The following is a 10,950-nucleotide window of genomic DNA, read 5'->3' as shown; positions in this document are numbered from 1 at the left end:
CGGCTCCCCGCAGCCCACCTCCAGCAACCTCAACTGGACCACCAGCGGAGTCACCACCCCCAACCTCGTCGTCGTCCCCCTCGGCCCCGACGGCACCGTCAACCTCTTCAACGGCTCCTGGAACACCACCCACCTCATCGCCGACGTCTTCGGCTACTACGTCTGACCCCAGCACCAACGAACACTGGCCTGTGCCGCACCCCGTCAAGGGGGGCACAGGCCAGTGCCGTCTCCTCACTCCTACGGCGTAACGCGACCCCACCGCACACAACCGGCCCCTGTCCGCGTTGCCGTCTGACGGTGGTAACCTCCAGCCGCTCATGTGATCTTCATGAAGTCTCATCATTTGTGCGGCTGCCATCACGTTCCCCACCGATCCGTCAGTTCTCGGACGGGAGCGACGGAATGGGCGCGCCGCTCACAAGGGGGAACTCCACACGCCATGACCCGCAGATCCACGACCGCCCGCCTCCTCGCGCTGCCCCTCCTGGCATCCGCACTCACCCTCACCGGCCCGCTCCCCACCGCCTCCGCCGCCCCGACGGGCACCACTGCCGACCCGACCGCCCTGCCCGAAGTCGTCGTCCCCGGCGAACCCTTGCCCCAGCCCCGGACCGAGACGCTGCTCGCCGCCGGCGCCAAGGGCTTCCTGCACACCACCCAGGACGACACCTTCGCCTGGACCACGTACGACACCGGCGCCACCTCGGTGGTGGGCCCCTACGACGTCGGCAGGCCCGACCCCGGCCTGCACGGGGCCGGTTCGGACTTCACGGTCGACGCCGACCCTCGTCAGCCCGGCAAGACGTGGAAGCTCCAGGACATGGCCACCGGGACGGCCACCACGCTGAACGGCCCGGAGACGGCATGGATCCGGGGCGTCTACGGTGACGCCGTACTCACCGAAGACCTCAACACGAGCGCCACACCGAAGCGTTTCCTCCGCCCCGACGGCAACGGCGGCACGTCCGTCGTACCCATCACCAACTGGGCGGACGCCGGCCTGAATCCGGGCTCGACCGAGCCACTGGGTGGGGACGCGCGCGAGGCCGCGTTCGGACTGTTCGTCAACGACGGCTACCGGATAGCCCTGGCCGACACCCACACCGGCGCACTCCGGGTCTCGCCGCCCCTCCCCTCGCCCCGGATGCCCCAGGGATGCCAGAGTCCGGCGGCGGCGATGGACCCCACGCACATCGCCTGGCTCGGCGGCGACTGCAAGATCCACATCTTCTCCCGGGCCGACCTGAACGCCCCCGAGAAGACCATCCCGGTCAGCTACAACGATCAGCCGGCCGCGCTCGGACTCTCCGGTGACTGGGTGCTGACCATCAAGCGGGCCGGTTACGACAACCACGACTCAGCGGTCCCGGTCCAACGGGAACTGACGGCCACCCCGATCGGGGGCGGCGACCCCGTCGTGGTGCTCTCGCACGCCTCGGCGACCATCGCCCAGGACCCCGACGGCACGGCCGTCGTGGAGGGCGGCGACACCGCCGCCGACTGGACGGTCCGCAAGGTCACGGCCACCGCCGGCACGGCGCCCACCACCGTTGCGACGAAGTACAAGGTGGCCCCGGCGGCGTACAACCTAGACAGCCTTAGTCTGTCCGCCAACACCCTGATCAGCGCCGAGAGCGGTAATTCCCTCGGGAACGGTTTCTACGGACGCCAGGTCACGCTCGGCTCCACGCCGACCATCTCGGCCCGCCGTTCCCTGGGCAAGGCCGGCTTCGTCGACAGCCACATCAGCTGTGGCGGCAGCAATAGTTGCACGGCCATGAGCGGGACCGGCGACGGTCGGGTCGTGCACCTCTCCAGCAACGGCATGACCGTTCGCCAGGGCGAGCAGACCCGGGAGATCCCCCTCGACAAGACCCCCCTCCACCAGGGGATCGTCGAGGCGTACGGGCGGTACGTCCTGCTGGACACCTCGTCCTACCCGCAGAACTCGCTGGCCGTGCTGGACATCGACGGCCCCACCCCAGGCACCCCCGTGGCGACGGCTTCCACCGCCACCGGCACGATCGACAACGGTCAGCTCATCACGGTTGGCGCCAAGCCCGGCGAGCTCGTCGTCCTGGATCTGGCGACCCAGCAGTCCCGGACTCTGCAGACCGGCAAGGCCTGCCGAATCAGCGAACTGCGGTCCGCCGGCGGGTGGCTCTACTGGAGTTGCTCGTTCGACACGATCAAGTCGGCCGGACTGCTGCGCCCTGACGGCACGAGCCGTCCCATCGAGGTTCCGACGCTGGCCGCAGGAATGGGCAACGGCTTCCTCGTGTACCCCGCCAGCGGCAACGGTCTGAGCACCGTGGTGGACTTCCACACCGGTATCCCGGTGACCAGCACCGTCAATACCCAGCTTTCCTTTGCCAACCCCTTCGGCACCCAGTGGAGCGCCGACCGATTCGGCGGCGGCCTGGTCTACGCCGACAAGTACCAGAACCTCCACCTGGTCTCGGTCATCGCGCCGGGCACCAGGTACACCGCTGTCAGCCCTGACCGGATCCTCGACACCCGCTCCGCCATCGGCCAGCCCACCACCGACAAGGTTCCCGGCCGCGCCACCGTCAACCTCCAGGTCACCGGGCACTCCGGCGTCCCGCAGGGCGCCAAGGCCGCCGTGCTCAACGTCACCGCGACCGAGACCGACGGCCCCGGGCACCTCATCGCCTGGGCCGGCGGCTCCCCGCGACCCACCTCCAGCAACCTCAACTGGACCACCAGCGGAGTCACCACCCCCAACCTCGTCGTCGTCCCCCTCGGCCCCGACGGCACCGTCAACCTCTTCAACGGCTCCTGGAACACCACCCACCTCATCGCCGACGTCTTCGGCTACTACTCGGACAGCGGCTCGACCTACACACCCGTCGGCCCGGACCGGATCCTCGACACCCGCTCCGCCATCGGCCGGCCCACCACCGACAAGGTCCCCGGCCGTAGCACCGTCAACCTCCAGGTCACCGGACACTCCGGCGTCCCGCAGGGCGCCAAGGCCGCCGTGCTCAACGTCACCGCGACCGAGACCGACGGCCCCGGCCACCTCACCGCCTGGGCCAGCGGCTCCCCGCAACCCACCTCCAGCAACCTCAACTGGACCACCAGCGGAGTCACCACCCCCAACCTGGTCATCGTCCCCCTCGGCCCCGACGGCACCGTCAACCTCTTCAACGGCTCCTGGAACACCACCCACCTCATCACCGATGTCCTCGGCTACTACTCGGACGGCGCCAGCGCCTCGACCTACACGCCCGTCAGCCCTGACCGCATCCTCGACACCCGCTCCGCCATCGGCTGGCCCACCACCGACAAGGTGCCGGGCCGAGGTGTCTTCGGGCTCCAGGTCACCGGCCGCGCCAACGTCCCGGCCGGCGCGAAGGCCGTCGTCATCAACGTGACCGCCACCGAGACCGACGGCCCCGGGCACCTGACCCTCTGGTCGTCGACCTCGCCGCAGCCGACCTCCAGCAACCTCAACTGGACCGCACCCGGCGTCACCACTCCCAACCTGGTCGTGGTCCCCCTCGATGCCGACGGACGCGTGATGTTCTTCAACGGCTCCTGGAACACCACCCACCTCATCGCCGACGTCTTCGGCTACTACGTCTGACCCCGGTAACCCGAGCACCAACGAACACTGGCCTGTGCCGCACCCCGTCAAAGGGGGCGGCACAGGCCAGTGCCGTGAGACCAGCGCGTCAGCGCGTCAGAACGCGATCCGGACCTTCAGCGCCGAGCGGTCGTCCATCGCCCGGTAGCCGTCCGGCACGCCGTCGAGGTCGACCGTGCGGTCGAACACGAGCCCGGGCTCGATGGCCCCGGAGAGCACGTCCGGCAGCAGCTCGGGGATGTACGCGCGGGCCGGCGCGACGCCGCCGTTCAGCGAAACGTTTCGGCCGAACATCTGGCCGATGTCGACGCCCGCACTGCCGCCGTGCGGCACGCCCACGTAACCGACCGCGCCGCCGTCCCGGGCGATCGAGATCGCCGTCCGCATCGACTCCTCGGTGCCGACCGCCTCCAGCACCGCGTGCGCGCCCAAGCCGCCGGTCAGCTCCTTCACCGCCTCGACAGCGGCGTCACCGCGCTCGGCCACCACGTCGGTCGCCCCGAAGCGGCGGGCCAGCTCGGTCCGGGCGGGGTGGCGACCCAGCGCGATGATCCGGCCCGCGCCCAGCCGGTGCGCCGCCAGCACGCCGCACAGGCCCACCGCGCCGTCACCGACCACCGCGACCGTCGCCCCCGGACGCACCCGCGCCGAGACCGCCGCGTGGTGCCCGGTGGACATCACGTCGGACAGCGCCAGCAGCCCCGGCAGCAGCTTCTCGTCGCCCGCCGCCTCCTTCGGCAGCTTCACCAGCGTCCCGTCCGCGAACGGAACCCGCACCGCCTCGCCCTGGCCGCCGTCCGAACCGACCTGCCCCCAGAACCCGCCGTGCGGGCAGGAGGTCTGCAGCCCCTCCTGGCAGAACTCACAGACCCCGTCCGACCAGACGAAGGGCGCCACCACGAGATCGCCCTTGCCGAAGCCGCGCACCTCGGCGCCGACCTCCTCGACCACGCCCAGGAACTCGTGCCCGATCCGCTGCCCGGCCACCCGCTCCGCCACCCCGCGGTAGGCCCACAGGTCGCTGCCGCAGATGCAGGCGTTCAGCACCCGGACCACGACGTCCGTCGGGTGCTGGATCACCGGGTCCGGTACCTTCTCGATCCGGATGTCCTTGGGTCCGTGGATCACGGTGGCACGCATGCGTTGTTCCTCACACAAACCCGGCCCGCGGGCCGGAAACGATCTCGACCAGGTGTACGACACCCCCGCCGACCACTCTATTCCGGCTCCCCGGTCACAACATTCCGACCGGCCCCGACCGCCGCGCCCCTTATCCTGTTGGACCATGCAACCGATCCAGCCCGAGACGTACGGCGCGCCGCGGACCGCCCCGGTCCCCGCCCAGCGCTCCGCCGCCCCCGCCGAGGGCTTCGCGGTCGTCGACGTCGAGACCACCGGTCTCGGCCGCTCCGACCGCGTCATCTCGGCGGGTGTCTACCAGCTGGACCCGGACGGCGAGGTCACCGACCACTGGTACACCCTGGTCAACCCCGAGCGGGACCCGGGCCCGGTGTGGATCCACGGCCTCACCGCCGAGCTGCTCTCCTGCGCCCCGACCTTCCCCGAGATCGCCGACGAGTTCGCCACCCGCCTGGAGAACCGGGTCCTGGTCGCCCACAACGCGCTCTTCGACTGGAACATGATCTCCCGCGAGTTCTCCCGGGCCGGCCGCCGCGCCCCGGTCGAGCAGCGGCTGTGCACCATGGTCCTCTCCCGCGACCTGCGCCTGCCCCTGCCCAACGGCAAGCTCGCCTCGCTCGCCGCCCACTTCGGCGTCCAGCAGCGCCACGCCCACAACGCCCTGGACGACGCCCGGGTGCTCGCCGAGGCCTTCCGCCCCAGCCTGCACCTGGCCCGCAGCTCCGGCCTCGCACTGCCGCTGCAGACCTGCGTCGCGGTCACCGACCTCGGCGAGGACGAGCCCGTCACCCCCGGTCGCGCCAACTGGACCGGCTCCCAGTACCGCCAGGCCAAGAAGCGCCCGCCCTGCCCGTACCCCAACCCGGGGCGCTGGGAGGACGGCAAGCCCCTGGTCCAGGGCATGCGGGTGGCCTTCACCGGCGACACCGCCACCGACCGCGAGGTACTGGAGGACCGCACCGTCGAGGCCGGCCTGCACATCGCCACCTCGGTGAGCCGGCTCACCAGCCTGCTGGTCACCAACGAGCCGACCAGCTGGAGCGGCAAGGCCCGCAAGGCCCGTGAGGTCGGCACCCCGGTGGTCGGCGAGGACGCCTACCTCCAGCTGCTGCGCGAGGTCGCCCCGCACCCCGGTGCGTGAGCCCGTTGTGAGGTCGGCGTACGGTTCCCATGTGTACCGTTTTCTGCTGACCCGGCAGTGGCTGATCACCATGTTGATCGCGCTGCTGCTGATCCCCGCGACGATCAAGCTGGGCTTCTGGCAGCTGCACCGCCACGAGGCGCGGGTGGCCCGGAACGAGCTGATCGGCAAGGCCCTCACCGCCTCGCCCGAGCCCTTCGACACCCTGTCGCCGACCCCCGGCACCGCGGTGCCCACCGACCTCACCTGGCGCGCGGTGACGGCCACCGGGCAGTACGACCCGGCGCACGAGTTCGTGGTCCGCAAGCGGACCGACTCCAACGGGACCATCGGCTACTTCGTCGTCACCCCGCTGAAGCTCTCCGACGGCAAGGGCACCGTCCTGGTCAACCGCGGCTGGGTCCCCTCCGGCGACGGCGCCACCGAGTACCCGCCCGTCCCGGCCGCCCCCACCGGCGAGGTCACCCTCACCGGCCGCCTGCGCTCCGACGAGACCGCCGGCAGCAGCGGCGGTTTCGTCAAGGACCGGGCCGGCCTGCCCGCCCGCCAGTTCAACCTGATCAACACCGAGCAGCAGTCGAAGGAGACCGGCACCACCCTGCTCGGCGGCTACCTCGAACTCACCGGCACCACTCCGGCCCCGACCGACCAGCCCGAGCTGATCCCCGAGCCCAACCACTCCGACATCGGCCCGCACATGGCCTACGCCATCCAGTGGTGGCTGTTCACCGCGATGATCCCGGTCGGCGTCTGGATCCTCATCCGCCGCGAAGCCAAGGACCGCGCCAAGCAGGCCGCCGAACCCGAGGTCCCCCTCGACGCCCTCCCGGCCTAGAGCACGTCCTCCAACTCCCGCAACAGCCGCGCCTTCGCCCGCGCCCCCACCACCGACCGCACCGGCTGCCCACCCCGGAACACCATCAGCGTCGGCATCGACAGCACCCCGTACGCCGCCTGCGTACGGGGATTCCTGTCGACATCGACACTCACCACCCGCAGCCGGTGCGCCTCCTCCCGCGCGACGTCCGCCAGCACCGGCGCCATCATCCGGCACGGCGGGCACCAGTCCGCCGTGAAGTCCACCAGCACCGGCCCCTCCGCCGCCAACACCTCCGCGGCGAACGTCTCGTCCGTCACCGCCGGCACACCCGCGATCTCCACCATCGCCTACTCCTTCGTCAGTTCACACAGTGGCGGCTGCTCAGAAACCGCGAGCTCGTCCCGCGCCCGCACCGCCCGCTCGAACTGCCCGGCCACCTGCTGCCGGACGTCCCGCAACCTCGCGATGCAGTCGTCCAACTCGGCCAGCTTCCGCCGGTACACCTCCAGCGAAGCCGGACACGAATCCCCCTCCGGGTGCCCCGCCCGCAGACACTCCACGAACGGCCGGGTCTCCTCCAACCCGAACCCGAAGTCCTGCAGCATCCGGATCTCCCGCAACAGCCGCAGATCCCCCTCGTCGTACGCCCGGTACCCGTTGCCCGCCCGCCGAGCCGGCAACAACCCCAACTGCTCGTAGTACCGCAACGCCCGCGTGGTCGTCCCCGCCCGCTCCGCCAACTCCCCGATCCGCACGCCGAACCACCCCTCCCGTACAGCCGCAACGACCGTAAACCTTGCCCCCGACGTCAACGCCAGCCAGCACCCGGGCCCATCCCCACACCGGGCAAGATGTCCCCATGGATCTAGGACTCAAGGACAAGGCCTACATCGTCACCGGCGCCACCCGAGGCCTCGGCCTCGCCGCCGCCCGCGAACTCGCCGCCGACGGCGCCCGCGTCCTCATCAGCGGCCGCACCCAGCAGGCCGTCGACGCCGCCGTCACCGAACTGAACACCCTCGGCACCGCCCACGGCCTGGTCGCCGACAATTCCTCCCCCGACACCGCCGAGCGTCTGATCGCCGAGGCCCAGGACCGCTTCGGCCGTCTCGACGGCGTCCTGATCAGCGTCGGCGGCCCCCAGGCCGGCCCGGTCGAGACCACCCCCGAGTCCGCCTGGCGCGACGCCTTCGAATCCGTCTTCCTCGGCGCCCTCCGGATCGCCCGCACCACCGCCGCCGCCCTCCACGACGGCGGCGTGATCGGCTTCGTGCTCTCCAGCTCGGTCCGCCAGCCGATCCCCGGCCTGGGCATCTCCAACGGCCTGCGCCCGGGCCTGGCCATGGCCGCCAAGGCCCTCGCCGACGAACTCGGCCCCCGCGGCATCCGGGTGCTCGGCCTGCTCCCCGCCCGGATCGACACCGACCGGGTCCGCGAGCTCGACTCCCTCGCCCCCGACCCGGCCGCCGCCCGTGCCCAGCACAGCGCCGGCATCCCGCTCGGCCGCTACGGCACCCCCGAGGAGTTCGGCAAGGTCGCCGCCTTCCTGCTCTCCCCCGCCGCCTCCTACCTGACCGGCATCATGGTCCCCGTCGACGGCGGCGCACTCCGCTCCCTCTAGAACGCCCCGCCCACACCACCCGCCTACACCACCCGCGGATGCCCCCGCCGACGCCGACCCCACCAGCGCCGACGCTCGACGGGGGCCTGCTGCAACACCCGGATCCGCAGGTCGGCCGGCAGCTCCGCCAACCCCAGGCTCCCCAGGGCGTCCGCCCGGGGCCCGTCCTCGAAGTGCTCCACCAGCCCCACCGGATCCCCACCCGGCGTCAGCCGTACGGCCCCGCGCAGCCGCGGATGCCGCGGCGCCCGCACCAGCCGCACCCCCGCCCGCTCGACCTCCGGCAGCACCACCGTCCCGTTCTCCAGCGCCTCCTCCAGCGCCCGCGCGTTCACCCGCAGCCGCAGCCCGCCCACCCCCGGCGTCGACACCGCGATGCTGGACAGCCCGGTCCGCCGCAGCTGCGCCACCACCCACCACGCCATCCCCACCACCAGCACCGACAGCCCCCCGATCACCGTCGGCCACCACCAGGAGGACCCGACCCACCGCGTCCGCGAACGCGCACTGACCACCGGCTGGTCCGGCGAGGTCAGCGGCCACCAGCTCGGCGGGTCGACACCCAACCGCCGGTACAGGTCCAGCCCGCCCGCCAGCACCAGCACCCCGACCCCCAGCAGCACGACCCCCACCGCCCCCAACAGCACCCGGTTGACGACCGTACGAGTCACCCCTCCGCCCCCTCCCCCGTCCCACCGGGATCCCTACCAGCGCTCCCACCCGGCGCCCCGTGAGCGGCCCCGTCGGCCACCCGGCTCCCCAGGGTCCGAACGTCCAGCCGCAACGGCCGTGCCAGCCCCACCCGCCCCAGCTCCTCCCGCAGTTGCCGCTGGACCGCCGCCGGGTCGGTCGGCCCGCTCACCACCACCCGGATCCTCCGTCGCCCCACCCGGATCCGCAGGTGGTCGATGCCGTGCAGACCCGCCGCCCGGTCGGCCAGCAGGTGCCCGATCCCGCCCTTGTCGATGGCCGCGCTCGTCCCCCCGTACGGCCGCAGCACCAGCCACCGCCGCAGGCCGGGCGCGACGGCCAGCCACAGCAGCCACCCGCCCAGCAGGGTCGCGACCCCGGCCCCCACCAGCACCCACAGGTCGTCCAGGTGACGCGTCGCCAGCTCGTCCGCGATCTGCGCCCGCCACCGCTTGGCCGGCTGCCCGGCCCGCACCGCGATCACGTCGTACAGCAGCGCCCCCGCCACCACCAGCACCGCGGTGGCGACCAGCGCCGCCGCCCCGGCCCGGGTCGCCCGCAGCCGGGGCACCTTCTCCCCGGCACACGAGGACTCACCGGGCTCGGCGCCGCTCACCAGGCTCCCCCGGTGACCAACTTCTCCACTACGACGACCACTTCGGACACCCTGGTCCCGGTCAGCCCGGCCACCTGTGCCCCTACCCGCTCCCGCAGCCCCCGGGCCAGCCCCGCGAGGTCCGCCGGAAACGGCAGCTCGACCGCCACCCGAACCCTCACCGTGCTGCCCGGTACCGCCACCGACACGTGGGGCGGCGCCCCCTTCACCGAGCGCCCGGCCCAGACCTCCGCGAGCACCTCCCGCACGGCCTGGTCGGCGATCCGGGCGTAGACGCGGTCCGCGACCCGCAGCCGCCCCCGCCGGGCCGGGGCGGCAGCGGCGGCCCCGGGGGCCCGCATCAACGCCGCCGGCCGCGACCGCGGAGCAGGTCCCCGAGGTCGCCCAGCTCGATGTCACCCTCAAGCAACCGCCCGGCCACGAAGCCGATCAGCCCGAGCGCCGCCACCAGCAGGAACGCCGCGAACCCGCCGAAGTACCCGGCGAAGCCGAGGGCCATGCCCACCACGAGGCCGACCATGGCCAGGTTCATCCGCTACTCCCTCGTCCTCCGCCGAACACCCTCGGCCGACCCTGCGGCCGGGTGCTACTTGAGCCTGGGCCGCTGCCCCGGAGCCGTCACCGGCTCCTCTTCCTCCTCGAACTCCGGTTCGTCCGGGAGGTGGACGTCGTTGACCGAGATGTTGACCTCGACGACCTCCAGGCCGGTCATCCGTTCCACCGCGGCGATGATGTTCTCCCGCACCTGGCGGGCCAGTTCGGGGATCACCACGCCGTACTCGACCACCAGGGCGATGTCGATCGCGGTCTGCTTCTCGCCGACCTCCGCCTTGATCCCGCGTCCGATGCTGGACTTGCCGCCGGGCACCCGGTCCACCATCGCGCCGAAGGTGCGGGCCAGCCCGGAGCCCAGGGCGTGGATGCCGGGGGCCTCCCGGGCGGCCATCCCGGCGATCTTCTCGACCACCCCGACGGCCAGCGCCGTCCGGCCGCGCTCGCCGACCGGCCGGCCGCCGTCCCCGCCGCCGCCCGTACCGGGGCCGGGCTTGGCACCAGGCGGGCCGGGGGTGGGAGTGGGGGCGTTGCCGGGGGTCTTGTGCAGGGTCGCGGGCGTCGGAGTGTCAGGCATGGGGGCGCATCTCCCGTCGTACGGCTCCAGCTATATCGCAAACCTCCACAACTCTGACATTTCGCCACGTTCCCCGCCCGCCGGGAGCGCCTCCAGGGGCAGTCCGGGAGCAGTCCGGGAGCAGTCCGGAAGGACTACGGAAGCCGCCCGGGGAACACCGAAGGCCCGGCCCCGGGTGTT

Annotated in this window: 12 protein-coding genes; 4 read left to right on the top strand and 8 right to left on the bottom strand. The window is 72.3% G+C overall.

Translation table 11 applies throughout. The features are described 5' to 3' along the window. Positions 1–442: 442 nt before the first annotated feature. Positions 443–3,613 (top strand): hypothetical protein, encoded by a 3,171-nt coding sequence (locus ACFQ87_RS21060; protein WP_380612305.1) that lies wholly within the window; start codon positions 443–445, stop codon positions 3,611–3,613. Between the two features lie 96 nt (positions 3,614–3,709). Here the strand turns inward: ACFQ87_RS21060 and ACFQ87_RS21055 are convergent, their stop codons facing one another. Beyond that, positions 3,710–4,753: a zinc-dependent alcohol dehydrogenase family protein gene (locus ACFQ87_RS21055; RefSeq protein ID WP_380612304.1), complete on the bottom strand. Its 1,044-nt coding sequence runs from the start codon at positions 4,751–4,753 to the stop codon at positions 3,710–3,712. Between the two features lie 145 nt (positions 4,754–4,898). On the opposite strand from ACFQ87_RS21055, the gene ACFQ87_RS21050 reads away from it, so the two are divergent. Beyond that, complete coding sequence (locus ACFQ87_RS21050) at positions 4,899–5,894, top strand: DEDDh family exonuclease (protein WP_380612303.1); 996 nt, start codon at positions 4,899–4,901, stop codon at positions 5,892–5,894. Between the two features lie 31 nt (positions 5,895–5,925). Beyond that, positions 5,926–6,729 (top strand): SURF1 family protein, encoded by an 804-nt coding sequence (locus ACFQ87_RS21045; protein WP_380612302.1) that lies wholly within the window; start codon positions 5,926–5,928, stop codon positions 6,727–6,729. Here ACFQ87_RS21045 and trxA read toward each other — a convergent pair. Both trxA and ACFQ87_RS21035 read right to left on the bottom strand, forming a co-directional pair. After that, complete coding sequence (trxA, locus tag ACFQ87_RS21040) at positions 6,726–7,058, bottom strand: thioredoxin (protein WP_360265142.1); 333 nt, start codon at positions 7,056–7,058, stop codon at positions 6,726–6,728. The genes ACFQ87_RS21045 and trxA overlap by 4 nt on opposite strands. A gap of 3 nt (positions 7,059–7,061) precedes the next feature. Further along, positions 7,062–7,469 carry a MerR family transcriptional regulator gene (locus ACFQ87_RS21035; RefSeq protein WP_380612301.1) on the bottom strand — a complete coding sequence of 136 codons (408 nt, stop codon included), beginning with the start codon at positions 7,467–7,469 and terminating at the stop codon, positions 7,062–7,064. Positions 7,470–7,573: 104 nt separating this feature from the next. Here ACFQ87_RS21035 and ACFQ87_RS21030 point away from each other — a divergent pair, with 104 nt between their 5' ends. Next, complete coding sequence (locus ACFQ87_RS21030) at positions 7,574–8,335, top strand: SDR family oxidoreductase (protein WP_380612300.1); 762 nt, start codon at positions 7,574–7,576, stop codon at positions 8,333–8,335. Positions 8,336–8,358: 23 nt separating this feature from the next. Here the strand turns inward: ACFQ87_RS21030 and ACFQ87_RS21025 are convergent, their stop codons facing one another. Genes ACFQ87_RS21025 through ACFQ87_RS21005 form a run of 5 tightly spaced genes read right to left on the bottom strand, consistent with a single transcriptional unit; the run spans position 8,359 to position 10,770 of the window. Continuing rightward, the gene (locus ACFQ87_RS21025) at positions 8,359–9,006 is read right to left on the bottom strand and encodes an alkaline shock response membrane anchor protein AmaP (RefSeq protein WP_380612299.1); all 648 of its coding nucleotides are present in this window, start codon (positions 9,004–9,006) and stop codon (positions 8,359–8,361) included. Next, entirely contained in the window at positions 9,003–9,641 is a 639-nt protein-coding gene (locus ACFQ87_RS21020) for a DUF6286 domain-containing protein (RefSeq protein WP_380612298.1), read from the bottom strand. Before ACFQ87_RS21020 ends, ACFQ87_RS21025 begins: the two co-directional genes overlap by 4 nt. Beyond that, a complete protein-coding gene (locus ACFQ87_RS21015; RefSeq protein ID WP_380612297.1) occupies positions 9,638–9,982 on the bottom strand; it encodes a hypothetical protein in 345 nt (114 codons plus the stop codon). Before ACFQ87_RS21015 ends, ACFQ87_RS21020 begins: the two co-directional genes overlap by 4 nt. Beyond that, positions 9,982–10,173 carry a hypothetical protein gene (locus ACFQ87_RS21010; RefSeq protein ID WP_380612296.1) on the bottom strand — a complete coding sequence of 64 codons (192 nt, stop codon included), beginning with the start codon at positions 10,171–10,173 and terminating at the stop codon, positions 9,982–9,984. Before ACFQ87_RS21010 ends, ACFQ87_RS21015 begins: the two co-directional genes overlap by 1 nt. Positions 10,174–10,227: 54 nt before the next feature. Next, positions 10,228–10,770 carry an Asp23/Gls24 family envelope stress response protein gene (locus ACFQ87_RS21005; RefSeq protein WP_380612295.1) on the bottom strand — a complete coding sequence of 181 codons (543 nt, stop codon included), beginning with the start codon at positions 10,768–10,770 and terminating at the stop codon, positions 10,228–10,230. Positions 10,771–10,950 lie beyond the last annotated feature (180 nt).

It is taken from the genome of Kitasatospora sp. NPDC056531, from assembly GCF_042794375.1.
In the GTDB taxonomy this organism is placed as follows: Bacteria; Actinomycetota; Actinomycetes; order Streptomycetales; family Streptomycetaceae; genus Kitasatospora.
This window is presented reverse-complemented; position numbering and strand designations above follow the sequence as displayed.

What these genes read in the sequence shown, in the direction of transcription:
- ACFQ87_RS21015 (WP_380612297.1), bottom strand. Translation starts at nt 9,982, where the DNA reads ATGCGGGCCCCCGGGGCCGCCGCTGCCGCCCCGGCCCGGCGGGGGCGG.
- ACFQ87_RS21050 (WP_380612303.1), top strand. Translation starts at nt 4,899, where the DNA reads ATGCAACCGATCCAGCCCGAGACGTACGGCGCGCCGCGGACCGCCCCG.
- trxA (WP_360265142.1), bottom strand. Translation starts at nt 7,058, where the DNA reads ATGGTGGAGATCGCGGGTGTGCCGGCGGTGACGGACGAGACGTTCGCC.
- ACFQ87_RS21055 (WP_380612304.1), bottom strand. Translation starts at nt 4,753, where the DNA reads ATGCGTGCCACCGTGATCCACGGACCCAAGGACATCCGGATCGAGAAG.
- ACFQ87_RS21005 (WP_380612295.1), bottom strand. Translation starts at nt 10,770, where the DNA reads ATGCCTGACACTCCGACGCCCGCGACCCTGCACAAGACCCCCGGCAAC.
- ACFQ87_RS21060 (WP_380612305.1), top strand. Translation starts at nt 443, where the DNA reads ATGACCCGCAGATCCACGACCGCCCGCCTCCTCGCGCTGCCCCTCCTG.
- ACFQ87_RS21030 (WP_380612300.1), top strand. Translation starts at nt 7,574, where the DNA reads ATGGATCTAGGACTCAAGGACAAGGCCTACATCGTCACCGGCGCCACC.
- ACFQ87_RS21010 (WP_380612296.1), bottom strand. Translation starts at nt 10,173, where the DNA reads ATGAACCTGGCCATGGTCGGCCTCGTGGTGGGCATGGCCCTCGGCTTC.